Annotated in this window: 21 protein-coding genes and 1 tRNA gene; 7 read left to right on the top strand and 15 right to left on the bottom strand. The window is 74.6% G+C overall.

What is annotated here, in order from left to right; all coding sequences use genetic code 11:
• Nucleotides 1-173: 173 nt before the first annotated feature.
• A complete protein-coding gene (gene disA, locus ACWDRR_RS29955) occupies nt 174-1,232 on the bottom strand; it encodes a DNA integrity scanning diadenylate cyclase DisA (protein ID WP_148644934.1) in 1,059 nt (352 codons plus the stop codon).
• A 188-nt stretch (nt 1,233-1,420) separates the two neighbouring features.
• A complete protein-coding gene (gene radA / locus ACWDRR_RS29960; protein ID WP_449775369.1) occupies nt 1,421-2,932 on the bottom strand; it encodes a DNA repair protein RadA in 1,512 nt (503 codons plus the stop codon).
• A gap of 237 nt (nt 2,933-3,169) precedes the next feature.
• Between radA and ACWDRR_RS29965 the strand changes: the two genes are divergently transcribed.
• Entirely contained in the window at nt 3,170-5,161 is a 1,992-nt protein-coding gene (locus ACWDRR_RS29965) for a BACON domain-containing protein (protein WP_449775370.1), read from the top strand.
• Between the two features lie 42 nt (nt 5,162-5,203).
• Here the strand turns inward: ACWDRR_RS29965 and ACWDRR_RS29970 are convergent, their stop codons facing one another.
• The 4 genes from ACWDRR_RS29970 to ACWDRR_RS29985 form a co-directional block, all read right to left on the bottom strand.
• Nucleotides 5,204-5,875, bottom strand: coding sequence for a GAP family protein (locus tag ACWDRR_RS29970; protein ID WP_449775371.1), 672 nt, complete (start codon nt 5,873-5,875; stop codon nt 5,204-5,206).
• 37 nt (nt 5,876-5,912) lie between these two features.
• Nucleotides 5,913-7,247, bottom strand: a complete 1,335-nt coding sequence (locus tag ACWDRR_RS29975; RefSeq protein ID WP_449775372.1) for a DUF1254 domain-containing protein — start codon at nt 7,245-7,247, stop codon at nt 5,913-5,915.
• A gap of 171 nt (nt 7,248-7,418) precedes the next feature.
• The gene (locus tag ACWDRR_RS29980) at nt 7,419-8,744 is read right to left on the bottom strand and encodes a DUF1254 domain-containing protein (protein ID WP_449775373.1); all 1,326 of its coding nucleotides are present in this window, start codon (nt 8,742-8,744) and stop codon (nt 7,419-7,421) included.
• Between the two features lie 337 nt (nt 8,745-9,081).
• The gene (locus ACWDRR_RS29985; RefSeq protein ID WP_449775374.1) at nt 9,082-9,264 is read right to left on the bottom strand and encodes a hypothetical protein; all 183 of its coding nucleotides are present in this window, start codon (nt 9,262-9,264) and stop codon (nt 9,082-9,084) included.
• Nucleotides 9,265-9,282: 18 nt separating this feature from the next.
• On the opposite strand from ACWDRR_RS29985, the gene ACWDRR_RS29990 reads away from it, so the two are divergent.
• Nucleotides 9,283-10,059 carry an NAD-dependent epimerase gene (locus ACWDRR_RS29990; protein WP_449775375.1) on the top strand — a complete coding sequence of 259 codons (777 nt, stop codon included), beginning with the start codon at nt 9,283-9,285 and terminating at the stop codon, nt 10,057-10,059.
• Nucleotides 10,060-10,259: 200 nt separating this feature from the next.
• On the opposite strand, the gene ACWDRR_RS29995 is transcribed toward ACWDRR_RS29990, so the two are convergent.
• Nucleotides 10,260-11,309 (bottom strand): family 2 encapsulin nanocompartment cargo protein polyprenyl transferase, encoded by a 1,050-nt coding sequence (locus ACWDRR_RS29995; RefSeq protein ID WP_449775376.1) that lies wholly within the window; start codon nt 11,307-11,309, stop codon nt 10,260-10,262.
• A gap of 82 nt (nt 11,310-11,391) precedes the next feature.
• Nucleotides 11,392-12,819, bottom strand: coding sequence for a family 2B encapsulin nanocompartment shell protein (locus ACWDRR_RS30000; RefSeq protein WP_449775377.1), 1,428 nt, complete (start codon nt 12,817-12,819; stop codon nt 11,392-11,394).
• Nucleotides 12,820-13,180: 361 nt separating this feature from the next.
• Between ACWDRR_RS30000 and ACWDRR_RS30005 the strand changes: the two genes are divergently transcribed.
• The gene (locus ACWDRR_RS30005; protein ID WP_449775378.1) at nt 13,181-14,245 is read left to right on the top strand and encodes an ATP-grasp domain-containing protein; all 1,065 of its coding nucleotides are present in this window, start codon (nt 13,181-13,183) and stop codon (nt 14,243-14,245) included.
• A gap of 96 nt (nt 14,246-14,341) precedes the next feature.
• Here the strand turns inward: ACWDRR_RS30005 and ACWDRR_RS30010 are convergent, their stop codons facing one another.
• The 3 genes from ACWDRR_RS30010 to ACWDRR_RS30020 form a co-directional block, all read right to left on the bottom strand.
• Nucleotides 14,342-14,899: a methylated-DNA--[protein]-cysteine S-methyltransferase gene (locus ACWDRR_RS30010; protein ID WP_449775379.1), complete on the bottom strand. Its 558-nt coding sequence runs from the start codon at nt 14,897-14,899 to the stop codon at nt 14,342-14,344.
• 141 nt (nt 14,900-15,040) lie between these two features.
• Entirely contained in the window at nt 15,041-15,274 is a 234-nt protein-coding gene (locus tag ACWDRR_RS30015; RefSeq protein ID WP_449775380.1) for a hypothetical protein, read from the bottom strand.
• Nucleotides 15,275-15,468: 194 nt separating this feature from the next.
• On the bottom strand, nt 15,469-16,731 hold the full coding sequence (locus ACWDRR_RS30020) for an MFS transporter (protein ID WP_449775381.1): 1,263 nt from the start codon (nt 16,729-16,731) through the stop codon (nt 15,469-15,471).
• Between the two features lie 203 nt (nt 16,732-16,934).
• On the opposite strand from ACWDRR_RS30020, the gene ACWDRR_RS30025 reads away from it, so the two are divergent.
• Nucleotides 16,935-17,786 (top strand): hypothetical protein, encoded by an 852-nt coding sequence (locus ACWDRR_RS30025; protein ID WP_449775382.1) that lies wholly within the window; start codon nt 16,935-16,937, stop codon nt 17,784-17,786.
• On the opposite strand, the gene ACWDRR_RS30030 is transcribed toward ACWDRR_RS30025, so the two are convergent.
• A tRNA-Thr gene (locus ACWDRR_RS30030) sits at nt 17,786-17,859 on the bottom strand. The genes ACWDRR_RS30025 and ACWDRR_RS30030 overlap by 1 nt on opposite strands.
• 280 nt (nt 17,860-18,139) lie before the next feature.
• Between ACWDRR_RS30030 and ACWDRR_RS30035 the strand changes: the two genes are divergently transcribed.
• The 3 genes from ACWDRR_RS30035 (at nt 18,140) to ACWDRR_RS30045 (ending at nt 20,695) form a co-directional block, all read left to right on the top strand.
• On the top strand, nt 18,140-19,231 hold the full coding sequence (locus ACWDRR_RS30035; protein ID WP_449775383.1) for an ABC transporter ATP-binding protein: 1,092 nt from the start codon (nt 18,140-18,142) through the stop codon (nt 19,229-19,231).
• A 184-nt stretch (nt 19,232-19,415) separates the two neighbouring features.
• Entirely contained in the window at nt 19,416-19,856 is a 441-nt protein-coding gene (locus ACWDRR_RS30040; protein ID WP_449775384.1) for a hypothetical protein, read from the top strand.
• A gap of 35 nt (nt 19,857-19,891) precedes the next feature.
• On the top strand, nt 19,892-20,695 hold the full coding sequence (locus ACWDRR_RS30045; protein ID WP_449775385.1) for a nucleotidyltransferase family protein: 804 nt from the start codon (nt 19,892-19,894) through the stop codon (nt 20,693-20,695).
• A 175-nt stretch (nt 20,696-20,870) separates the two neighbouring features.
• Here the strand turns inward: ACWDRR_RS30045 and ACWDRR_RS30050 are convergent, their stop codons facing one another.
• From ACWDRR_RS30050 to cysS, 3 genes are all read right to left on the bottom strand, one after another.
• Complete coding sequence (locus ACWDRR_RS30050) at nt 20,871-22,505, bottom strand: DoxX family membrane protein (protein ID WP_449775386.1); 1,635 nt, start codon at nt 22,503-22,505, stop codon at nt 20,871-20,873.
• A gap of 412 nt (nt 22,506-22,917) precedes the next feature.
• Nucleotides 22,918-23,913 carry a 23S rRNA (guanosine(2251)-2'-O)-methyltransferase RlmB gene (gene rlmB / locus ACWDRR_RS30055; protein WP_449775387.1) on the bottom strand — a complete coding sequence of 332 codons (996 nt, stop codon included), beginning with the start codon at nt 23,911-23,913 and terminating at the stop codon, nt 22,918-22,920.
• A gap of 135 nt (nt 23,914-24,048) precedes the next feature.
• A complete protein-coding gene (cysS, locus tag ACWDRR_RS30060) occupies nt 24,049-25,443 on the bottom strand; it encodes a cysteine--tRNA ligase (RefSeq protein ID WP_449775388.1) in 1,395 nt (464 codons plus the stop codon).
• Nucleotides 25,444-25,458: the final 15 nt, after the last annotated feature.

Raw genomic sequence — 25,458 nt, forward strand, 5'->3', positions numbered from 1 at the left:
CCGGCGACGCGGAAGCGGCGCGGCACCGGCGACGCGGAAGCGGCGCGGCACCGGCGACGCGGAAGCGGCGCGGCACCGGCGACGCGGAAGCGGTGGCGCGGTCACGGCGCCCGAGCACGGGACGGCCCCCGGGGAGCGCTCCCCGGGGGCCGTCCGCGCGTACCGGGTCACCCTCAGACGTAGCGCTCCAGGATGGACGATTCGGCAAGGCGGGACAGGCCCTCGCGCACCGAGCGCGCCCTGGTCTCGCCGACGCCCTCGACCGTCTGAAGATCGTCGATGCTGGCCGCGAGCAGCTTCTGCAGTCCGCCGAAATGCTCGACCAGCCGCTCTATCACCGTGTTGGGCAGGCGCGGGATCTTGGCCAGCAGCCGGTAGCCGCGCGGCGAGACCGCGGAGTCCAGCGACTCCGGCGAGCCCGAGTAGCCGAGCGCCTTGGCCACGGTCTGCAGGTCGAGCAGCTCGGCGTGGGTCAGTGCCTCCAGGTCGGCCAGCACCTCGGTGACCGTGCGGCCCTTCTTCGCGGCCCGCTCCGGGAAGTAGTCCCGGGCGACCAGCTCGCGCTCCGGCTCCACGCCCGCGATCAGCTCGTCCAGCTGGAGCGAGAGCAGCCGGCCGTCGATACCGAGCTCCAGCACGTAGCCGGCGATCTCGGTGGCGATCAGCCGGACCATCTCCAGCCGCTGGGCCACGGCGGTGACGTCCCGGACCGTCACCAGGTCCTCGATCTCCAGGGCGGAGAGCGTGCCGGCCACCTCGTCCAGCCGGAGCTTGTACCGCTCCAGGGTGGCCAGCGCCTGGTTCGCCCGGGAGAGGACGGTGGTCGAGTCCTCCAGCACCCGGCGGGTGCCGTTGACGTACATCGCGATCAGCCGCATCGAGTGCGAGACCGCGACCACCGGGAACCCGGTCTGCCGGTTGACCCGCTCCGCGGTGCGGTGGCGGGTGCCGGTCTCGTCGGTGGGGATCGTGGAGTCCGGCATCAGGTGGACCCCGGCCCGGACGATCTTGGTGATGTCCTTGTCCAGCACCACGGCGCCGTCGAGCTTGCACAGCTCGCGCAGCCGGGTCGCGGTGAACTCGACGTCCAGGACGAACCCGCCGGTACAGATCGACTCGACGGTCTTGTCGAAGCCGAGCACGATCAGACCACCGGTATTGGCCCGCAGCACCCGCTCCAGGCCGTCACGCAGCCCCGTGCCGGGGGCGATGGCGGTGAGGGAGGCCCGCAGCAGGGCCTCCTCGCGGGAGGACTTGTCCGCCCGGTCGCTGGCTGCCACGTGACTCCTCCGGTCGACCCCGTACCGCGCGCCTCGCGCCGTGCGCCGGCCTACGGTCTGTTGCTCTGTCGCTTATTACTGCCTTATTGCCAATTAGACAGGGGAAAGTCTAACTGCGTGCGGCATCAACAGGGCTTGGGTCAGCGCAGTTCGTCCGAGTCGACCGGCTCCCACCCCTCCATGAGCTCCTCCGGGTAGGCCGCGACGGGTGCCGCGGCGGTGGCCCGGCGGGGGGTGGGCGGCGCCGACGCCGCCTCGCCGCGCGGCTTCGCGGCGGCCCGGCGGCGGCCCGGGATGGCCCGCAGCGCCTCGCCGATGTCCGCCACCTCGACCACCTTCATCCCCGCCGGCACCTTGCCCGGGTCCGGCGGGACCAGCGCGTGCGTGAAGCCCAGCCGGTGCGCCTCGGCCAGCCTCCGCTGGACACCCGTCACCCGCCGCACCTCGCCCGCGAGACCGACCTCGCCGATCGCCACCAGGTTGCTCGGGAGCGGGGTGTCCGAGGAGGAACTGGCCACCGCGAGGGCGATCGCGAGGTCCGCCGACGGCTCGCTCAGCTTCACCCCGCCGACCGTCGCGGTGTAGATGTCCTGCTTGCCGAGCTTGACCCCGCCGTGCCGCTCGACCACGGCCAGGATCATCGCGATCCGGGGCGACTCCAGACCGGAGGTCGTCCGGCGCGGGGACGGGATCTGCGAATCCACCATCAGCGCCTGGACCTCCGCCACCAGCGGGCGGCGGCCCTCCAGGGTGACGGTCAGGCAGGTGCCGGGAACGGGCTTGTCACGCCTGGTCAGGAAGAGGCCGGACGGATCGGCCAGGCCCACGATGCCCTCATCGTGCAGCTCGAAGCAGCCGACCTCGTCGGTGGCGCCGTACCGGTTCTTGATCCCGCGGATGATGCGCAGCCGGGCGTGGCGGTCCCCCTCGAAGCTCAGCACCACGTCCACCAGGTGCTCCAGCAGGCGGGGGCCGGCGATCTGGCCGTCCTTGGTGACGTGGCCGACCAGCAGGGTGGCCATGCCGCGGTCCTTGGACGCCCGGATCAGCGCGCCGGCCACCTCGCGGACCTGGGCCGGCCCGCCGGGTGCGCCGTCCAGCTCGGCGGAGGCGATGGTCTGCACCGAGTCCAGGATCAGCAGACCCGGGTTGACCGCCTCGATGTGGCCGAGGACGGCGCCGAGATCGGACTCGGCGGCGAGGTACAGGTGCTCGGAGAGCGCGTTGATCCGGTCCGCCCGCAGCCGGACCTGGCCGGCCGACTCCTCGCCGGTGACGTAGAGCGTGCGGTGCTGCGCACTGGCCGCCTTGGAGGCGACGTCCAGCAGCAGGGTGGACTTGCCGACGCCGGGCTCGCCGGCCAGCAGCACCACGGCACCGGGGACGAGGCCCCCGCCGAGCACCCGGTCCAGCTCGGGCACGCCGGTGGAGCGGGCCGTGGCCACCTGGCCGTCGATCTGGCCGATCGGGCGGGCGGGCGCGCTCACCGGCCCGGCGGCAGTCGTCCTGATCGGCACCGCGCCGTGCTCCTCGACCGTGCCCCAGGCGTTGCACTCCGGGCAGCGGCCGACCCATTTGGGCAGCTGGTTGCCGCACTCGGTGCAGCGGTACGCCGGGCGCGGCTTGGCGGTGGTCTTGGTGCGGGCAGCCATGCGGTCACCGTAGCGCCTGGGTACGACAACGCGGGTGGGGCGGCGGGCCGGGGGGTGCTGCCGTGCGGGCGGGGCGGTGGTTCGGCGCGGGCGGGCTGGTGGTCCGGCGCGGGCGGGGCGGTGGGGCGGGAGGCCGGGGCGGTCCTGGTCCACGAATGGGCGATGTTGTTACCCGAAAGAAGTACAACAGCAGGGAACGGCCTCGGCGCGGGCCCCGGCCTCTCTACCGTCGGACGGGTGACAACGCGTACTGAAGGGCCGCGCGACCCCGTGCTCGCGGCGTACGACCGGCAGGTGGACGGCCTGTTCACCTACTGCCTCTCGGTGCTGTGCGAGCACGACGCGGCCGCCGCCGCCCTGTGCGAGGTGCGCGAGCTGGCGCTGCGGCACGGGGCCCGGCTGGCCGAGCCCGGACTGGTCCGGGCCTGGCTCTACTCGCTGGCCCGGTACTGCTGCCTGCGGCGGCTGGAGGACGGCGCCGGCTTCGGTCCGGGTGCCGCGGCCGGCGCCGCCGCTGCGGCGGCCGGCCCGGGAGTGGCGGGGCTCCCGGCGGCGGAGGCCGGCCGGCGACGGCGGGAGCTGGCCTCGCTCGCCTGGCCCGAGGCGGCCGGCACCGACCCCGGGCAGCGCGAGGCGCTGGAGCTGTCGGTGCGCCACCGGCTGAGCCCGATCGAGGTGGCGGCCGTGCTGGGCGTCCCCTTCGAGAGCTGCCGCGCACTGCTCGCCTCGGCCGAGGCCGAGGTCGGCCGGACCAGGGCGGCGCTGCTGGTGCTCGGCGTCGGCAGCTGTCCCGAGCTGGACCGGCTCGGCGGGGCCGGGGCGGAGAGCTGGCGGGACTGGGTGCTCGGCCCCGCGCTGCGCCGGGAGCTGGTGCAGCACGTGGCGGACTGCCCGACCTGTCGGGGTACCGCGGAGCGGGTGGCCGGCGAGGTGGCGCAGGGCGCCGAGGGCCTGTCGGGGCTGCCGGTGCTGTCGGCGCCCCCGACCGCCGGGGCGCAGCGGGGCGACGGGGCGCGGCCGGGCGAAGGGGCGGCGCCGGGCGGCGGGGCGGCGTTCCTGCCGGGCGCGGCGGGAGAGTCGGCGCGGCGCCGGCCGTCGGCCCCGGCACCGGTGGTCGAGCCGGGCCTGCGGTTCGACCAGGGCGGGTTCCCGCGCCACCGCGTGCCGGACAGCGGCCGGGCCCGGGCGGTACGCCGCCGGGTGGTGACCACCGGGGTGCTGGCCGCCGTGCTGGCCGCGCCGGTGGTCGCGCTCTGGGCCGGCCACCGGGGCGGCAGCGGGACGGGGGCGGCGGCCTCGGTCTCCTCGGTCCGGGTCGAGGACGACGGGCGGGCCGCCGGGCACCGGCCGAGCGGGTCGGTGCCGGGGCCGGTGCCCGGACAGCCCGGGCAGACGGGCGGGGTGGTGGGGGCCGTCGGGGCGGTTCCGGCGGTGGCCGGGCTGGAGTTGGCCGGGGCCGGGCCGGGGGCTGCAGAAACGTTGCTCCCTGGGATCCAAGGCCCTGCCGTTCCGGTCCCCGGCCGGGGCGCGAGCCCGCTCGGCAGCCCGACGCTGGTCGCCGCACCGGCACCCGTCGCCGGCACCGCGCCGGGCGCCCCGGGCCCCGCCGGCGGGCCGGGGGCACCCGCTCCCGCACCGGTCGGGCTGCTGACGGTCGAGGCCGGCGAGTACGGCAACCGGACCGTCCTCACCCTGACCAACTCCGGCACCACCGAGATCCGCTGGCACGCCGAGGTGGCGGCCACCTGGCTCCGGCTCAGCCGGGACGCCGGGACGCTCGCACCGGGCCAGCGGATCACGGTGATCGTCACCGTCGACGAGGAGCTCGCGCCGAACGCGCACTGGACCGCCCGGATCGCACTGCCGCCCTCGCAGGCGGTGGTCACCCTGGAGGGCGGTCCGCAGCACCGGGGCGGCAGCACCTCGGCCCCGGCCGAGCCGACCGACACCCCGACCGGCCCGGGCCCGGCGCCCACCGGCGGTACGCCGTCCGCCCCGCCGACCGGTCCCGGGCCCACGGCGTCGCCGTCCGCCCCGGCCCCGACGGGCTCGCCGACCGCCACGCCGACGACGGCTCCGTCCACGACACCGACCGGAGCGCCCACGGGGGGACCGACAGGAGGGCCGACGGGGGGCCCGTCGGGGACGCCGAGCGGGACGGCGTCGACGGGTGCGCCCGCCTCCCCGGCCCCGACGGGCGGTGCGTCCGCGCCCGCGTCGGCGCGCTGAACCGGGCGGGGGCGGGCGGGGCTCCGGGCAGCGGTCCGCGCCTCAGCCGGTCAGGCCGGCGACGGCGTCACCGACGTACTTCGCGCCGAGCACGACCAGGACGACGATCATGATCGCCGCGTTGTGGGTGGCCATCCACGCCTTCCACTCGCCCAGCACCCGGGCCGACCGGTCGCCGCCGAACAGGTAGACCGCCAGCGGCACCAGCGTGCAGAGCGAGCCGATCAGCACCATCAGCACGGCCGCGACCGCCTTGCCCGCGCCGGTGGCCGTACTGGTCGCGATCGAGACCGCGCCGCCCACCGCCAGCACCAGGTTCTTCGGGTTGGCCGCCACCAGGGCGGCCGCCAACCCGGCCGCCTTGCCCGGGGTGAAGCGGTCGAGCGCCTGCATCCACTTCGGCGGCCCCTGCACGTGCCCCTCGCGCGGACGGGCCCGCCACTGTCTGAGCCCCAGCAGCAGGAACAGCACGCCCAGCGCCAGCTTCAGCCACCACGCCCAGGCCGGTTTGGCGGTGTCGGCACCGATCCCCGAGCCGACCAGCACCACCACGGTGACCACCGCCGCCAGCGCCACCACCCACCCGGCGGTGAACGCCGGCCCGTTGGCCCTGCCCTTCGGGGTGGCCAGCATCAGGATCACCGCGATCAGCGGCATCGGGCTGATCGCGATGCCCACGGCCGAGGCCAGCATCTGGCCGACGGCGTCGCCCATCCCCGCCTCCTCCCTGTCACCGGCCCGCGGACACCGCTCAGCCGCGCCGGATCGACGGCACCCGGTAGGTGCCGTCGAGTGCGGCCGGCTTCGGCTGGTAGAGCCGGATGATCGGCCGGAACTCCCCCTCCGGGGTCGGCAGCCAGTTCGCCGCCTCCGCCGGGTCGGCGGGAGCGTCGTGCTGCAGTCGGAGCGTCAGCGAGCCGTCCTCGCCGTGGACCAGACCGGGTGTGCGGTCGCCGATCGAGTAGCGCGCGATCGGGTTCGCGACCAGGTAGTAGTCCGGCAGGCCGTACATGGTGACGGACCAGAAGGCCTCGACCGGCGGCGGCTGGTCCAGTCGCAGCGTGTACGCGTGGGCGCCGCTGAGCGGGCGGCCGTCGGCGTCGTCGTACGTCATCGCGTACATCGCCTCGTACGCGTGGTTGCCCCAGAGGCCGGCGCGGGCGGCGGCGGCGCGGCTGAGGTAGGCGGCACGGCGGTCGGGGATGCGCCACTCGGGGTCGTCGAGGGTGCCGGGGCCGAGGAAGTCGACGTTGTAGTCGAACAGGTGCAGCCCCGAGCGCCACTCGCCGGCCGGGTGGTTCTCCGGCGGCCGGGTGGCGGCCTCGACCCGTTCGCGGCCCGCCGCCAGGCCCTTGAGCAGGGCGAGGGTCCACTCGGGCTCGGCGGCGCGATAGGGCGACGGTCCGGTGTCGAGCAGGCCGAGCGGGGCGAAGCGCTGCTGGTACTCGATGTCGGGCCCGGCGGGCGGGAAGGCCGCCATCCAGATCCGGAGCCGTTCGAAGAAGGCCAGCCGCTCGGGCACCCCGGGGTCCGGCGCGGGCAGTCCGGCGACCAGGCCGCCCGGCTCCAGCGGTTCGAGCGTCAGCCCCTCCTGGAGGGCCCGGACGCGCGGCAGGTCCTCCGGGCCGGTGCAGGCGAATCGGCCGACGACGGTGGCCACGGTGGTCGGCGAGACGATCACGCGCTCCGGATCCGGCGGGGTCCCGTGCCAGCCGGGCGGGACGACCAGCCAGGTCTGCGCGCCGGTACCGGTGGCCCGCCGGCCGAGGTAGGCGAAGTTGTCCGTCCACGCGCCGACGAACTGCAGCACGTAGTAGGCCCCGGCGGTGTCCGGCACCCGCACCACCTGCGGGCCCTCGGAGAGGTCGAGCTGGGCGATCGAGTAGACGGTGTCGTTGTTGACGGAGACGAAGGGGTCGTCCGGACCGGCCAGCCGGGTGGCGTGGCTGAAGGCGTTGAACGGTGCCGCCGGCAGCGTCCCCATCCCGCCCTCGGTGAAGCGCTCGACCATGGTGAGGTCGGAGACCAGCGGGTAGCCGTAGACGTAGGCGTCGGCGGCCAGGGCCTCCAGCTCGGGCTGGGTCATCGGCAGTCCTTCTCGGGTCCGGGTGTGCGGTGGGCGGGTCGGTGAGGGTGGGTCGGTGAGGGTGGGTCGGGGGGCGCTGGGGGCGGGTCGCCGGGGGCGGCGGGCGGCGGTGCGGCGGGTGGCGGTGCGGCGGGGGCGGCGGGCGGCGGTGCGGCGGGTGGCGGGGCCGGATCAGCGCGGCGTCAGCGGCGGGAGCGTCCAGCGGCCGTCGAGGGCCCGTTCGTCCGGGCCGTAGAGCCGGACGACCACCGTGAACGGGCCGTCGGGCGCGGGCAGCCAGTTGGCCGAGTGCTGGGCGTCGGCCGGCCGCTTGTGCTGGATGTACAGGGTGAGGCCGCCGTCGGGGTCGCGGACCAGCCCGGGGGTGCGGTCGCCGATCGAGTAGCGGTCCAGGGGGTTGTCGACCAGCAGGCGGTCCGGGAGCGCGTACATGGTGGCCGACCAGAAGAACCGCGCGGGCGGGAGCAGGTCCGGCCCGAAGCGCAGGACGTAGTCGTGCTCGCCGGTGTTCGGCGGACTGTTGCCGTCGCTGTCGGCGGCCCAACCGCCGTACCAGGCCTCCTCGGCGGGCAGCCCGTACAGGCCCTTCAGCGCGGCGACGGCCCGCTTGAGGTGGTCGGTGCCGAGCTGCTCGCGCGTGCCGAAGAGGCCGGTCGAGCCGACGGTCCGTTCGGCCGCCCGGACGAGTTCGGCCCGGCCGTCGGCGATACCGTGCTCGAGCTCGGCGCGGACCTCCAGCGGCAGCGCGGCGGGCTCGAACTCACCCCGGCCGTCGATGCCCAGATCGGTGAGCCGGCCGCGCAGATCGGCGTCGGCGGGCAGCACGGGGAAGAAGCCGAGCAGGAAGTCGAGGAAGCTGAAGAACTCGACGGTGCCCAGCACCTCCTCCCGCCAGACCGGCCAGACCGGGTTGGGCGCGGGCTGCGGCGCCGCCGTGCCCGTGTACTCGTGCAGCGGGCGCAGCCGGTACTGCCGCTGGATGCCCTTCAGCTCCTCGACCACCCCGGGCGACGTGGCGCCGAGGTAGGTGCGCCCGACGATGCCGATCAGCTCGGTGGCGGTGCGGATCACGCCGGCCGTGCCGTCGGGCACCGTGCCCTGCCAGCCGGGGCCCGCCACCAGGTAGTCGCCGGCCTCCTGACCGGTGGTCCGGGCACCGATGAACCCGGCGTACAGCGTGTCGAGCTCGTGCAGCGGAAGGACGTAGTAGCGGTCCTCGGCGGGCACCGAGACCACCCACGGCTCGGCCCGGAGGTCGAGCCAGGCCCAGGAGTACGGGGTGTCGTTGTTGGGCGTGACGACGTCGGTGTTGGCCGGGGTGAAGGGCTGGGGATAGTGCCGGAAGACGCCGAAGCCGCCGACGTGGCGCGGGTCCGCGTCGTCGACCGCCTGGGGGTAGAGCGCCCGGTAGTTCTCCAGGAGGGGGAAGCCCCAGATCCACGCCTCGGCCGCGGTCGCGCGGACGGTGGCCGGGTCCACGAGTGCCGGGTTGCCCATGCTGACGATCTCCCCTGGTTCGGCACGTGCCCCATAGAGGGACAAATAGGTTCAAACGGATCCTAGGGGGCGCCCCGGCGATCAGCATGTCGGCGGTCGCGCCGGGGGTCGGGCGACTGCGCCGAGCCCTGCCCCGGGCCGAACCGGGCCGGGACTGCGCCGTGTCGCCGCCACCGGGGCACGGCCGGCGCGCCTCTGCCCAGCGCGAATTCGGGCCTGGAGAGCGCTCGGCCGGGAAAAGCTGTCGGCATGAAGATCCTCTTGCTCGGCGGTTCGTCCTTCCTGGGACGGGCCTTCGCTTCGGAAGCCCTCACCCGGGGCCACGAGATCACCACCTTCAACCGCGGCCGCTCCGGGAGACCTCCCCGGCGTCGAAACCGTCCGGGGCGAGCGCGACTCGGCCGACGACCTGGCCCGACTGGTCGAGGGGCGGCAGTGGGACGCCGTCGTCGACACCTCGGCGCAGCAGCCCTCCCAGGCCGCCCTCTCCGCCCGGCTGCTGCGCGAGCACGCCGGTCACTACACCTTCGTCTCCTCCGTGCACGCCTTCGCCGACTGGCCGGCCCTGGCGGTGGACGAGACCGCCCCCCTGCACCCCTGCCCCGCCGACACCCCGCCCGACCAGCCGCCCGGCAACCCGCTCAAGGCCGGTTGCGAACGCGCGGTGCTGGAGGGGTTCGGCGCCGACCGCACCCTGATCCTCAACAGCGGCCTGCTGATCGGCCCGCACGAGAACGGGGGCCGCCTGCCGTGGTGGCTGGAACGGATGGCCCGCGGCGGCCGGGTCCTGGCGCCGGGCGACCCGGACCGGGCGATGCAGGTCATCGATGTCCGCGACTTCGCGGCGTTCGGCGTGGACGTCCTGGTGGCGGGCCGCACCGGGCGCTTCGTCACCACCGCCCCGGCCGGGAACGTCACCTTCGGGGAGTTCCTGACGACCTGCGTGGAGGTCGTCGGCGCGGCCACCGGTGAGGGCGACGCCGCCCGGCCGCCCGCCGAACTCGTCTGGGTCGAGGACGGCCCGCTGCTCGCCGAGGGCCCGGACAGCGTCCAGCCGTGGAGTGAGCTCCCGCTCTGGGCACCCGATGTACCGGAACTGGCGGGCGTCTGGCTCGCCGACACCGCTCGGGCGCGGGCCGCCGGGCTGCGCTGCCGGCCGTTCGCCGAGACCGCGCGCGACACCTGGGCCTGGCTGCGGCAGCGCGGTCCGGCCGAGGACACCGACGCCGACGGTCTCAAGGGCCGCAAGGGCGCCGCCCAGAAGACCGGCATCGTCCCCGCGAAGGAACAGCGCCTGCTCGCCGCCCTCGCGTAGCACGGTGACGCCCACGCGGCCCGCCGGTCACCGGGCGGTGCCAGTGCCGGTGCCGGGTCTGACGGCCGCCGCCCTCCCGAGGCGGCGGCCGTCAGCCCCGGTGGGGCGTGCCGGCCCGGTGAACTCACCCGGCCGGTAGGCGTGTCGGGTCCACAAGTGCACCCGGTCAGTCGGTCCGCCCGGTCAGTGGGTCCGCCGGGTCAGTGGGTCCGCCGGGTGACCAGCTCGGCGAGGGCGAGCAGTTCGTCGGCCGCGGACGGCTCGGGAACCGCCGTCGCCAACTGGGCGAGTGCGGCGGCCATCCGCTCGCAGGACTCCCCCTGCGCCCAGCCTCGCCCGCCCGCGCCCTCCACCGCGGCCGCGCAACGGCTCAACTCCTCCGGGGTCAGCTGGCGTTCGAGCGCATAGAGCTCGGCCAGCACCCGGCCGTCCGGGGTGCCGGAGCCGAGCGCCGCCACCACCGGCAGGGACTTCTTGCGCGCCACCAAGTCCGCTCCGACCGGCTTGCCGGTGACGGCGGGATCACCCCAGATCCCGATCAGGTCGTCGATGAGCTGGAACGCCAGGCCGATCTCCCGGCCGAAGCCGTCCATCGCCTGCGCCGCCTCCTCCGGGGCGCCCGCGTACTGCGCCCCCATCGCACAGGCGGCGCCGAGCAGGGCGCCCGTCTTCGCCTCCGCCATCGCCAGGCACTCGGCGAGCGAAACGTCACTGCGCTGCTCGAAGGCGCAGTCGATCTGCTGGCCCTCGCAGAGCTCGACCACGCAGTCGGTGAGCCGGCGGATCGCCCCCTGCGCCGCCGGGTGGGCGTCCTCCGCGAGGAGGCGCAGCGCCAGCGAGTGCAGGGCGTCGCCCGCCAGGATGGCCTCGGTGGTGCCGAACACCCGCCAGGCGGTGGCGCGGTGGCGTCTGGTCTCGTCGCGGTCGATGACGTCGTCGTGGAGCAGGGTGAAGTTGTGGACGAGCTCGACGGCCGCCGCCGCGGCGGTGGCCGTGGCCGTGCTGCCGCCGAGCGCCTGGGTGGCGGCCAGGACCATGGCCGGCCTGATCGCCTTGCCGGAGGACGCGGCGGCCGGTGAGCCGTCCGCCTCCCACCAGCCGAAGTGGTAGCCGGCCACCTTGCGCATCGAACCGGGCAGCGAGTCGACCGCGGCGCGCAGGACCGGATCGACCAGGCTGCGGGTGCGGGCGAGCACGTCCTCCGCCTCGTGGCCCTCCCGGTGCTCCCGCTCCAACGTGAAACTTCCCATGGGTTCCTCCCCCTGATGGTGGGCGCCGCCCGGCCGGGCGTGGGCTTTCCCGGCCGGGCGGCGCGATTCCGGCCGACCCCGGTCAGTCGTGACGGTGTGCGACGTCGACGTTTTCCAGGACGCCGACCGCGTCGGGCACGAGAATGGCGGCGGAGTAGTAGGCGCTGACGAGATAGGAAATGATGGCCTTCTCGCTGATCCCCATGAACCGCACCGAGAGGCTCGGCTGGTATTCATCGGGAATTCCGGTCTGATGCAGCCCGATGACGCCCTGGTTGTCCTCCCCGGTGCGCAGCGCGAGAATCGAGCTGGTGTTCTCCTTGGTGATCGGGATCTTGTTGCACGGGAAGACCGGCACTCCGCGCCAGGCGAAGACCGACTTGCCGTGGACCTCGACGGTGTCCGGGTAGAGGCCGCGGCGGTTGCACTCCCGGCCGATGGCGGCGATCGCCCTGGGGTGGGCGAGGAACATCTTGGTGCTGCGGCGCCGGCTCAGCAGCTCGTCCATGTCGTCCGGGGTGGGCGGGCCGGAGTGGGTCTGGATCCGCTGGTCGTACGCGGCGTTCTGCAACAGCCCGAACTCCGGGTTGTTGATCAGCTCGCCCTCCTGGCGCTCGCGCAGCGCCTCGATGGTCAGCCGGAGCTGGTGCTCGGTCTGGTTCATCGGCTGGTTGTAGAGGTCGGCGACCCGGCTGTGCACCTTGAGCACCGTCTGGGCGACGCTCAGCTCGTACTCGCGCGGCTTCAGCTCGTAGTCCACGAAGGCGCCGGGCAGCTCGAACTCGCCGTGGTGCCCGGCGGAGAGCCCGATCGCCGCCTCGCCGTGCTTGTTCTGCGCCTGCTGGAAGCCGGCCAGGTACTCCATGACCTGCAGCTGCAGCGCCTCGGAGCGGTCCGCGAGCTCCTGGAAGGCGGGCCAGGAGAGCGCCAGCACGGTGCCCGCGGTGGCGGCCTTCACCGCGTACGGCCAGGCGCCGTCCTCGCGCTGGAGCACCTCGTCGCCCAGGTGGTCGCCGTCGGCGAGGGAGCCGATCACCGTCTGCTCGCCGTACTTGCCCGTTCCCAGCCGGTCGAGCTTGCCGTGCGCGATGATGAGGACCTCGTCGATCGGCGCTCCCGCCGTGACCAGGACCTCACCGGCGGAGAACTCGCGTTGGACGAAGCGACCGGCCAGCTCCTCCAGGAGGGCGTCGTCCTCGAAGCCGCGCAGCACCGGCACCTCGCGCAGGCTCGGCGGGACGATCCGCACCTCGGAGCCCGTCTTGACGACGCTCACCCGGCCGCGGCCGACCGAGTACCGCAGGCGCCGGTTGACCCGGTAGGTGCCACCGGAGACCTGGACCCACGGCAGCATCCTGAGCAGCCAGCGCGGGCTGATGCCCTGCATCTGCGGCGCGGACTTGGTGGTCGTCGCGAGGTTCCTCGCGCCGGCCGTACCGAGGCTCTGCTGCTGCCCGGATTGCGGCGGGCCGCCCGGCGCAGGAATACCGACGTTGGTTTCGGTCGACATAGGGAGCCTTTCGCATACCCGATGAAGTGTCGCCTTGCAAGAATCATGATGGGCCCATTCGAGGGGTTCCACAATCACTCATTCGAGTGGTCGGGATAACCGAACAAATAGGACGACTAGATCACCTGATCTATTCCAGTTCGATGCCTATTCGAACGCGCCCGGACTTCCTCCCGCCGGACACCGCCCGCGCCCCGCCGCCACCCCGGGCCGGGCCCCGCCCCGACTGCGGACCCACCCGCCGTCCACCCCGCCGCGGGGGGCCGCTAAGGTGCGACCTCAAAGGGCCACGGGGCCAGTTGAGAGAGTGTGGCCGCACCGGATGCCCTCCCCTCGTTCACCCCTGCCCTGGGAGGCCTTCATGAGTGCCCCCGTACGTGTCTGGCTCAACCGCACCTACGCCGAGAACGTCTTCTTCATCGAACAGCTGCGCGCCGCTCCGCGCCCGGTCCGGATCCACGCCACCCACGTCGACGCCGACTCCCCCGTGCTCGCCGCCGCCGACCACGCCACCCTGGAACCGGGCGACCTCACCCCGGACGCCTACGTCGCCTACGCGCTCGACTACTGCGCCCGCCACGCGATAGACGTCTTCCTGCCCCGGCTCAACCAGCTCGCGATCTCCCTGCACCACCAGGAGTTCGAGGCGATCGGCACCGCCCTCGTCTGCCCGCCCGCCACCGCGATCGCGGCCTTCGACAGCAAGGCCGACGGCTACGCCGCGATCGCCGCCGCCGGGCTGCCCACCCCGCCCTGGTGGCAGGTCCGCAACGCCGACGACCTGCTCGCCGCCGTCGACCGGATCGAGGCCGCCGGGCTCACCGCCTGCCTCAAGCCCGCCTCCGGCGCGGGCGGCGAGGGCTTCCGGATGCTCACCCGCGAGCCCTTCGGCCTGCACCGGCTGGCCGGCTGGGACAGCCGCGTCCAGGTCGACCAGGTGGCCGCCGCGCTGGCGGCCGCCGACGAACCGGCCGACCTGCTGGTGATGCCCTACCTGGAGGGGCCCGAGATCTCGGTCGACTGCCTCGGCGACCGCGACGGCACCCTGCTCGCCGCCGTCGGCCGCAGCAAGCACCGGCGCCGGCGCAGCTTCACCACCGCACCGCGGTACCTGGAGCCCACCCGCCGGCTGGTCGAGTCCGTCGGGATGTCCTACCTCTCCAACGTGCAGTTCCGCCACCTGGCCGGGGAGCCGGTGGTCATCGACGTCAACACCCGGCCCTCCGGCGGCCTGCACCAGCTGCGGCTGTGCGGCCTCAACCTGCCCTGGAACGCGGTGCAGCTGGCCCTCGGCGAGCGCCCGGACACCGCGGCGACCGGGGATCCGGCCGGGATCGACTACACCCTGGTCTCCGGGATCCAGCCGGTCCTGCCGCGCCAGACCCCGTTCGCCCGCGACCTCGCCGCGGTGGAACTCGTGCACTGACCCGTGCGAGCGGCCGCCGGCGCCACCCCGTCGGCGGCACCCGTCCCCGTCCACCCGTCCGCCCCGCCACCGGGCACCCACCCGGCCCCGGCCCCGCTACAGCGGGCCGTCCCAGTCCAGCGTCGGTTCCAGCGCCCCCTCCAGGGTGAGCAGCCAGCGCTTGACGTCGATCCCGACCCGGCCGCCGCCGAATCCGCCGATGCCGTCCGCCGCCACCACCCGGTGGCACGGAACGAGCAGCGCGACGGGGTTGGCGGCCATCATCTGCCCGACCGTCCTGGCCGCCAGCCCGGGCTCCGAGACTCCCTCGAACACCCCGCTGCGGGAAGCCAGTTCGCCGTAGGTGATGGTCCGCCCGAACGGCACCTCGTGCCAGAGCGTCTGCAGCACGGCACGGTGCGGTCCGGTGCTCAGGCTCCAGTCGATCGGCAGCCCCACCTCCTGCCGCCGGCCCGCCAGGTACTCGCCTATCCGGCCGGTGACCGCGTCGATCTTCGACCGGTCGGTGCACTGCGGCAGCTCGCCCGGGCGCCCCAGGTACCCGGCCGCCGCCACACCCTGCGGCGTCACCGCGATGTGCATCGGGCCGCTCGGCAGCGGCGTCTCCACCGTCAGCCAGGCCATCGCGCCGGGCCGTGACACGGACTGCGGCACGCTCGGGCCCCCGCCCTCCTCCGCCGGACCGGCCGCCGGCCACGCCGGCACCCGCGGGGCGCGCGAGGACCACCCGCCCCGCGCGCCATCGTACGGCGGCCCGGGCCGCTGCGGCGCGGCCGCCGTCGTCTCCCGTCCGGCCTAGAGCCGCCCCTTCAGCTCGGCGGCGAGCCCGCGGGACCAGCGCGACAGCTCGGCCCGGTCGGGCGCCCGGCCCTCGCACAGGGCGTCGAGCTGCGCCTCGTTGATCCGGTTCGGCCCCGGGATCTCCAGCAGGTAGGCGATCTCCTCCAGCACCGTGGCGAGCCGCTTGGCGTCCGCGTGGTCCATCGCGACCGACGCCTCGTGGTGGCTGATGGTGAGAGAACCGGGCATGGCAACCTCCTCGTTCGCCCCCGTACTCCCTCCACGGTACGACCGCTCCGGTCGCCGTGCCCGCCGCGCGACCGCCGGGGCGGGCACGGCCCGGGCGGCCCCGCCGAGGGCGACCGACGGCGACCGACCGGGCACGGACAGCGGGACCCCGGGCCGGCGGCCCCGGCCCCCGGCACGGCCGGCCGCCCCCGCCGCTACCACCGCCGCCGGCGCACCGCCGGCACCGCCAACACCACGACCCCGGCGCCCAGTTGCCACAGCGCACCGAAGGCCAGCACGGCCCCGGCGCCGACCCGGTCCGCCAGCGGCCCCGCCGCGGCCAGCCCGACGGGCCCGAGCACGAACGCCCCCAGACCGCCGAACGCACCGACCCTGGCCAGGACTTCGGCCGGCACCCAGCTCTGCATGGTCGTGCTGTACAGCGCACCGCAGACCGCCGCCCCGACACCCGCGAGCAGCGCCGCCCCCGCCACCGGCAGCAGCGGCGCCCCCGCCGCCAGCGCCGCCGAGGGCAGCGCCCAGCCGAACGTCGCCACCGTCGCCACCGCCAGCGGCCGGCCGGGGCGCCGCCCCAGCATCAGCAGCCCGCCCAGCACCGCGCCCGCCCCGTAGACGCCCATCACCAGCCCCCAGCCGCGCGCGCCGCCGAGCCCGTGCTGCGCGGTCAGCGGGCCGAGCACCAGGAACGGCGCCCAGACCAGCAGGTTGAACGCCCCCATGTGGACCGTGGTGATCCAGAGCCAGGGCCGCGACCGGAAGGCCGACCAGCCCTCGCGCAGGTCGGCGATCATCGAACCGCCCTCGCCCTGCCGCTCCCGCGCCGGCAGCCGGAGCCGGGCGAGCGCCACCGCCCCGATCGCGTAGGTGACGGCGTCGATCAGCAGGACCGCCGCCGGGCCGCACCCCGCCGTGACCAGACCCGCGGTGGCCGGGCCGGCCACCGCGGCCACCGAACGGGCCAGCCCCAGCAGGGTGTTGGCATCCGGGAGAAGGCTCCCGTCCCGCACCAGGCCCGGCGCCAGCGCCCCGAACGCCGGCAGGAACACCCCCTCCCCGAGGCCCCAGACGGCGACCAGCGCCACCATCGCCCAGAGCGGCGCCCGGCCCGACACCAGCACCGCGGCGAACACCGCCTGCACGCCGCAGCGCAGGACGTCGGCGGCCAGCATCACCCGCCGGCTGCCCAGCCGGTCGGCGACCACCCCGCCGACCAGCATGACCAGCACGATCGGCAGGATCCGGGCCGCCATCACCCGGCCGAGGTCACTGCCGCCGCCCCCGGCCCCGAGAACGGCGAAGGCCACCGCCACCGGCGCCATCGAGGAGCCCAGGAGCGAGGTGGTGTAGCCGACGAAGAACCATCTGAAGTCGCGTTCACCCAGCACGGCCAGACGGTCCGCCCACGTGCGCGGGGCCGCCGTTCCGGGCTGCGGTGCGCGCTGCGCGTCCACTGCCATGGGCGGCAAGTCTGCCGCCGCCCGACGGCTGCGGACAAGGGTTTCCGGCGGCAAAGTTGAGCCTGAGACCATCAATTCTTCCGACGCTCGCCACTACCGCAGTAAAAGTGCCCAAGAATCGTCTCCACCATGCCTTTTACTGCGGATCCTCGCTACACTCGACCTCTCGTCCTCGCTTCATTTACTGCGGAAGGAAGCCACCCGTGCCGAGCGTTCAGCCCGTCGAGTACGCGGTCGCCGTCGAGCGCTACCTGGCCGCCGCCGAGCTCGGCACGGCCTCCCGCCGGATCTACCGGATCGCCCTGGACACCTGGGCCTGGGCACTGGCGGACCGCCCCGCCCCCGGCGGCCCCGACCGGCGCCGCGCCCGGCCGCCCGTCCTGCCGCTCGCGCTGCTCGACCACCCGGACGCCGCCGCCCGCCTCCGGACGGCCGCCGCCCACCGCGCCACCACGACCGACCCGCGCACCTTCAACCGCGAACTCTCCACCCTGCGCGCCGCCCTCACCTGGTGGCGCGCTCAGGGCTGGATCCACGCCGACCCCGCCGCCGGCCTCCGCCCGCAGGCCCTACCGGAGGCCTCCGCCGGTCCCGCCCCGCTCGACCCCGACCAACTGCGCGCCCTCTTCGCCCTCCGGGCCCCGCTGCGCGAACAGGCCCTCTGGCACCTGCTCCACGAGAGCGGCGCCCCCGTCGAGACCGTCCTCGCCCTCGACGTCGACGACCTCGACCTCCGCCACCGCCGCAGCCACCCCTCGGCCGCCCCCGTCCACTGGCGGGCCGGCGCCGCCCGGCTGCTCCCGCTCCTCGTCGCCGGCCGCACCGCCGGCCCGCTCTTCCTCACCGACCGCCGCGCCCCCGCCGCCACCCCGGCCGCCGACCGCTGCCCCCACACCGGCCGCGCCCGCCTCTCCTACCGCCGCGCCGCCGAGCTGTTCACCACCCTCACCCGGCCCCTCGCCCCCGACTGGACCCTGCGCCGGCTCCGCCCCGGCCACCCCCGGAAAACGCCGGTGGCCCCGGGCACGAAGCCCGGGGCCACCGAAGAGAACTGAGCCCCCTGTCGGGTTCGAACCGACGACCCCCGCTTTACAAGAGCGGTGCTCTGGCCAGCTGAGCTAAGGAGGCATGGTGACCGTCCGCGACGAGGTCACGGCGGCACCGGGGGCAGTCTACCGGGCAGTGGTGGGGCGGTGGTGGCATATCCGGGGGTTGGCGGGAGCGGGCCGGGCGTGATGGAACCGATGCCGAATTCCAGTGGGCCGGGGGCTGACAACCGGCCGAGGCGCAGGTAGCGTCGCCGGGAGTCGGTTCGTGCAGTGGTTCAGACCACCGGGCGGACCGCGCACGACATCCACCTTTACTCGGATCGTCCGGCACGTTCCTGCCGGTGAAGGAGAGCACAGCCATGGCTTCTGTGACGTACGACAAGGCGACCCGTGTCTACCCCGGGGCCGACAAGCCCTCGGTGGACGCGCTGGAGCTGGAGATCGCGGACGGTGAGTTCCTCGTCCTGGTCGGTCCCTCGGGGTGTGGCAAGTCGACCAGCCTCCGGATGCTGGCCGGCCTGGAGGACGTGAACGCCGGCGCCATCCGCATCGGCGACCGCGACGTCACGCACCTGCCGCCGAAGGACCGGGACATCGCCATGGTGTTCCAGAACTACGCGCTCTACCCGCACATGACCGTCGCCGAGAACATGGGCTTCGCGCTCAAGATCGCGGGCGTCAACAAGACGGAGATCCGCACCAAGGTCGAAGAGGCCGCGAAGATCCTCGACCTCACCGACTACCTGGACCGCAAGCCGAAGGCGCTCTCCGGCGGTCAGCGCCAGCGTGTCGCGATGGGCCGCGCGATCGTCCGTGAGCCGCAGGTCTTCCTGATGGACGAGCCGCTGTCGAACCTCGACGCCAAGCTCCGCGTCTCGACCCGTACCCAGATCGCGGGCCTGCAGCGCCGCCTGGGCATCACCACCGTGTACGTCACCCACGACCAGACCGAGGCGCTCACCATGGGCGACCGCGTCGCGGTGCTCAAGGGCGGCGTGCTGCAGCAGGTCGACACCCCGCGCAACATGTACGACCGGCCCGCCAACCTCTTCGTGGCCGGCTTCATCGGCTCGCCGGCGATGAACCTGATCGACGTGCCGCTGGTGGACGGCGGCGTGAAGTTCGGCGGCTCGGTCGTCAACATCTCCCGCGAGGACCTCTCCGGCGCCGGCACCGACAAGTCCGTGACCGTCGGCATCCGCCCGGAGCACTTCGAGATCGTCCCGGCCGGCGGCCTCGAGGGCGTCGCCGTGACCGTCAACGTGGTCGAGGAGCTCGGCTCGGACGGCTTCGTCTACGGCACCACCAAGATCGGTGGCGAGGACAAGGACCTGGTCGTGCGCGTGCACGGCCGGCAGATCCCGCAGCGCGGCGAGACCATCCACGTCGTGCCGATCGCCAACGAGACCCACGTGTTCAACACCAGCACCGGTGCCCGCCTGAGCAACTGACCGTCGCGGGCCAGGAACGAACAGGCGGAGCCCCGCCGGACCACCCGGTCCGGCGGGGCTCCGCCGTCGTTCGGCCGTCCGCGGCACCGCCGTCAACACGGTGAAGGGACGAACCCGGACAGCACGTCACTCGATGGTGTAACGGAGGGCGATCCGGCCCCCACCCAGCGCTACTCTCCTGAGCGTGAAGCAGCTTGTTCGCCGAATCGGCCAGACCATCGCCCTGACCCTGCCCGTGGTCCTGGTGACCACCGGCACCCTCGCCGTGACCAGGGTGCCGTGGGCTCCGCCGACCGGGCTGGACCAGCAGGTCGTGGCGGCGTCCAGCGAGGACGGCGCCGGCATCGGGCGGGCGCCCGCCGCCAAGGCCCCGGAGGGCCTCGCCCCGCAGGACGCCCTGCGCGTCGCGCTCCTGGAGGAGCTGCGCGCCCACAACCCGGGCAGCGCGCTCGACCTGCTGGAGCGCTCGATGCGCGAGCAGCCGGCGCTGACGCCGTACTGCACCACGCTCGCCGGCGAGCTGGGCAAGGCGGCCGTCCGCAAGTACCAGGGGGACGTCCAGCGGGCCCGCTCCTTCGCCCGCCCGGTCTGTGACGGCTCCTTCGCCTCGGGTGTCACCGGCTAGGGCCCCGCACCCCGGCGGCGGCCTATTGTGCAGGCATGACCGCTGACTCCGGCCCCACCGCCGACCTCACGTCCCAGCAGGCACCGCAGGCACCGCAGCCGTCCCCGCCCGGGACGACGGCCGTCACCCAGGCAGTCATCCTGGCCGGCGGCCAGGGCTCCCGGCTGCGGCCCTACACGGACGACCGGCCGAAGCCCCTGGTCGAGATCCCCGGCACGGGCACGCCGATCCTCGGGCACCAGCTGTCCTGGCTCGCCTCCGAGGGCGTCACCGACGTGGTCATCTCCTGCGGGCACCTGGCGGCCGTGCTGGAGGAGTGGCTCGACCGGACCGACCTGCCGCTGAAGGTCCGCACCGTCGTCGAGGCCGAACCGCTGGGCCGCGGCGGCGGTCTGAAGTACGCCGCCAAGGCGCTGCCCCGGCCGGACGAGCCCTGGTACGCCACCAACGGCGACATCTGGACCCGCTTCAGCCTGCGCGACATGGCCGCCTTCCACCACGAGCGGGACGCCGTCGCGACGCTCGCGCTGGCCCGGCCGCGCATCCCGTGGGGCGCGGTGGAGACGGACCAGTTCGGCAATGTGCTGGACTTCATCGAGGCCCCGCCCTCGCCCTTCCTGATCAACGCCGGCCTGTACGTCTTCAGCCCGGAGTTCGCCGAGCTGCTGCCGGACGTCGGGGACCACGAGCGGACCACCTTCCCCCAACTCGCGCGCGGCAAGCGCCTGGCGGGGTACCAGCTGCCGCAGGGCGTCTACTGGCGCGCCATCGACACCGCGAAGGACCTCACCGAGGCGGCCAAGGAGCTCGCCGCCGGAGCCGGTCACACGCCCCGGTAGCCCGGCCCTCCGGCCGCCCGCCCGGCCCGATGACCCGGCGAGCCGCCCGGCGGGCCCGTAGGCGGCCGGCACGGCCCCCGGAGGCCCGCGGACGGCCCCGGACACGGCGAGGTGGCCGGGTGCTCCCCCACGGAGCACCCGGCCACCTGCGTTCCCCGGAGGGCCCGAAGGCCCGTCAGGTCGCCGTCGGCGACCCCGGCCGGGAGTTCCGGGCACCGCCGCCGGACAGCTCCGCCAGCGGCCCGCTGCCCAGCACGCCGCCGAGCAGCCCCGAGCCGGAGCTGCTGCTCGGGCTCGGCTTGGGCGCCGCCCCCGAACCGCTGCCCGCCGCCGGGGTGCCGCGCTGCGCGGGCGCCGAGGCGGCCGGGGCCGCGGTCGGCGGCGCCGCCGCCGGGGCCGAGCTCGCACCGCTCTCCGGCTTGGTGGACCGCGCCTTGCCGCTCGGGGTGGCCGTCCCGGCCTTCGGCGAGGCCGAGGCCGGCGCCGGAGCCGAGGTCGGCGGCGCGGACGCACCGGCCGCGGGCGAGGCCGGACGCGAGGCCGCGGGCGAGGGCGAGGTGGCCGGGCCCTGCCCGCCGGGGGCCACGGACGGCCCGCCGCTCGGCCAGACCGGCGTGCCGTAGTCCGTCGCCGGACGGGACGGCGCGGGGTGCGGTCGGCCGCCGGTGCGGACCGCCGCGCCCAGCATCGACCCGAGCAGCAGGGTCAGGCCGACCACCACCGCGGTGACCACCGCGCCGCGCCGCAGCACCCGCCGGCGCAGCGCCGCCGGCGCACCCGCGCCGTGGCGTCGCCAGGCCTCCAGGTTGAGTCGCCCGTCCAACGAGGCGAACGGCGCTCCGGCGATCAGCAGCGGGCTCCAGGCCGCCAGGAAGATCAGGTCGGGCGTGTCGTAGACCGGCACGGCCCGCCAGCTGACGGTGAACAGCAGGGCGGCGGAGAGCAGCATCGCCGCTCCGGCCGCGAGCCGCTGCCAGAGGCCCAGGACGGTCAGCACGCCCACCACGATCTCGGTGAACGACACCACCAGGCCCGAGCCCACCGGGTGCGCCATCGCGAAGGCCAGCAGCGGTTCGGCGACCTTCCAGGGGTGCAGCGAGGAGAGCCAGCGCATCATCGAGCCGCGCTCGCCGCCGTCGAAGTACACCGGGTCGCAGAGCTTGCTGAACCCGGCGTAGACCGAGAGCGAGCCCAGCACCGCGCGCAGCGGCAGCAGCACCAGGCCGAGGTCCACCCGGCGGCCGGGGTACCACGGCGGCCTGCCCTCGCCCGCGGTGGCGGAGACCTCGGGCAGCTCACCGCTGGGCGTCCAGCCCTGGGGCGCACCGACCGGGCCGACGCCCGCCTCGGTGGCGCTGCCGGCGCCCTCGCGCGGCTGGCGCGGGACGGTCCGGGCGCCCGCGTACGGCGGGATCACCCGGGTGTCGTCGTCGGCCGTGGAGCCGCCGACCGCGGCGCGCCCGCCGATCCCGGCCGGCGCGGGCACGCCGGTCAGCCGGACGGCCTCCAGCAGCTGGGTGGCCGCCTGGTCCCCGGGGGGCGCCTGGCCGGTCCAGGTGACGGCGGTGACCCGGCCCTTGCGCCGCGGCGCACCGGCCCCGGCGAGCGCCGGTACGGCCGAGGCGGGCACGACGACCTGCGGGGTGACCAGCGGACGGCGGATCAGGCCCTGGCCGGCGTACGGATCGCCGAACGCGGCGCCGGTGGAGAGCAGTCCCGCCGGGGGGTCGATCAGCGGCGCCACCGGGGTGCCGAGCCGGAGCCGGAAGCTCGCCTGGGTGATGCTGAGGCGCGCAGGGTCGGACGGCACCTTGACGGTATTGAGGCCGGGGCCCGCGTCTATCCCGGTGCTGCCGCTGCCCAGGAGGGGGCGCCGAGGTGTTCTGGTGTCCACACCCGTCTAACCGGGTGACACCCGGTTAGGACACTCTCCCGAGTGGATGTCCGGCGCCCACTTGAAGTGATCATGAGAAAAGCGATCGGGCCCGATCGGGCCCGATCGCTTTCACCCGAATTGCGGACGGACTGCGGAGAATCCGGAAGATCTCCTGCGCCGTCCGACCCGGCTGTGCTCCCTCGGGAGGAGCCCGGCGAGCCCGTCTTCGCCCCGCCGGAACGAGCCCGGCAAGCCCGGTCATGCTCCGCCGGAACCCGCCCGCCCCGCCGGAACGAGCCGGGCCGAGCCGTCGTGCGACGGCTCGGCCCGGTTGCGTCGGAAGGGCTCAGCCGACCTTGCTGCGCAGGCGCGCGGCCTCGTACAGCACGATGCCCGCGGCCACGCCGGCGTTCAGCGACTCGGTGGCGCCCGGCATCGGGATCCGCACCCGGATGTCACAGGTCTCCGCGACCAGCCGGGACAGGCCCTTGCCCTCGCTGCCCGCGACGATCACGACCGGGCCGGCCAGCGCCTCGAGGTCGCCGATCTCGGCCTCGCCGTCGGCGGCCAGACCGACCACCAGCAGGCCGGCCTTCTGGTAGGCCTCCAGCGCGCGGGTCAGGTTGGTGGCCCGGGCCACGGCCAGCCGGGCCGCGGCGCCGGAGGAGGTCTTCCAGGCGCCGGCGGTCATACCGGCCGCCCGGCGCTCGGGGATGACCACGCCGTGCGCGCCGAAGGCGGCGGCGGAGCGGACCACGGCGCCCAGGTTGCGCGAGTCGGTGACCCCGTCCAGCGCCATGATCAGCGCGTCCTGGCCGGCGTCCGAGGCCTCGACCAGCAGGTCGTCCGGGTGCGCGTACTCGTACGGCGGGACCTGCAGCACCAGGCCCTGGTGGTTCAGGCCGCCGGTCATCTGGTCCAGCTGCGGGCGCGGGGCCTCCATCAGCGGGATGCCGCGGTCGTTGGCGGCCTGGAAGGCGTCGCGGACCCGGTCGTCGGTGTCGATGAACTGCATGACGTACAGCGCGGTGGCCGGTACGCCGCCCTGCAGGGCCTCGACCACCGAGTTGCGGCCGACGACCAGCTCGGCGGCACCGGCGCCGCCCCGGCCGCCGCGGCCGCCGGCACCGGCCCGGCGCATGCCGGCCCGGGCCTTGGCGTCCCGCTCGCGCTTGATCGCGGCGTTGGCCGCGCGCTGCTTCGGGTGACCCTTGCGCTCCTCCCCGCGCGGGGTCGGGCCCTTGCCCTGGAGCGCCTTCCGGCTGTGGCCGCCGGTACCGACACTCGCGCCCTTCTTCGACCCGGGGTTGCGGCGGTTCCTGCGTGCACTGTTGCCGGCCATGGCTGTACTTCCTGTCTGTCCGGCATGCCCGGCCGCACCGGTGAAACCCGGCGTCGGCCGACGGCATGCGCTACGTCATGCGGGAGGGCCGCACCGGTCCGGTACGGCCCACCCTCACCCCATCGTCAGATGGAGTTACTGGCTGTTGATCGTCCAGCGCGGGCCGGACGGGGTGTCCTCGATCGCCAGCCCGGCCACGCCGAGCTGGTCGCGGATGGCGTCCGCGGTGGCGAAGTCCTTGCGGGCCCGGGCCGCCTGCCGCTGCTCCAGGACCATGCGGACCAGCGAGTCGACGACCCCGTGGAGGTCCTCGCCGCGCTCGGTCCCGGCCCACTGCGGGTCCAGCGGGTCGAGACCCAGTACTCCGAGCATCGCACGGACCTCGGCCAGACGCGCCACCGCGTTCTCCTTGTCGTCCGCGGTGAGGGCGCTGTTGCCCTGGCGGACGGCGGTGTGCACGATGGCCAGCGCCTGCGGCACGCCCAGGTCGTCGTCCATCGCCTCGGCGAAGGCCGGCGGCACCTCGGGCGCCGCCTCGACCGTGCCGCAGCGCTCGACCACGCGCTGGACGAAGCCCTCGATCCGGCCGAAGCCGGCCTCCGCCTCGCGCAGCGACTCCTCGCTGTACTCGATGGTCGAGCGGTAGTGCGGGGCCGCCAGGTAGTACCGGAGCACGATCGGACGCCAGCGCTCGACCATCTCGGAGACCAGCACCGAGTTGCCGAGCGACTTGCTCATCTTCTCGCCGCTCATGGTGACCCAGGCGTTGTGCACCCAGAAGTTGGCGAAATCGTCGCCGTACGCCTTGGACTGGGCGATCTCGTTCTCGTGGTGCGGGAAGATCAGGTCGATCCCGCCGCCGTGGATGTCGAAGGCCCGGCCCAGGTACTTGTGCGCCATCGCGGAGCACTCCAGGTGCCAGCCGGGACGGCCGGGGCCCCACGGGGTGTTCCAGCTCGGCTCGCCCGGCTTGACCGACTTCCACATCGCGAAGTCCCGCTGGTCGCGCTTGCCGGTCTCGCCCTCGCCCTCGGGCTGGCGCAGGTTCTCCAGCTTCTGGTTGGAGAGTTCGAGGTAGCCGGGGAAGGACTTCACGTCGAAGTAGACGTTGCCGTCCGACGCGTAGGCGTGCCCCTTCGCGATGAGCGTCTGCATCATCTCGATCATCTCGGGGATGTGCCCGGTCGCCCGCGGCTCGACGGTCGGCGGCAGGCAGCCGAGCGCCGAGTAGCCGTCGTTGAAGGCCCGCTCGTTGGCGTAGGCGATCTGCCACCACGGCGTGCCGAGCTGGCGCTCCTTGGCGATGACCTTGTCGTCGATGTCGGTGACGTTGCGCGCGAACGTCACCTGGTAGCCGCGGTAGGCGAACCACCGCTGCATGATGTCGAAGTTGAGCCCGGACCGGATGTGCCCGATGTGTGGCGCCGACTGGACGGTAGCGCCGCACAGGTAGATCGAGACACAACCCGGTACAAGCGGGACGAAGTCGCGTACCTGGCGGGTGCTGGTGTCGTACAGGCGAATGCTCACAGCGTCAAGCGTAGT

Source organism: Kitasatospora sp. NPDC003701 (assembly GCF_053587085.1).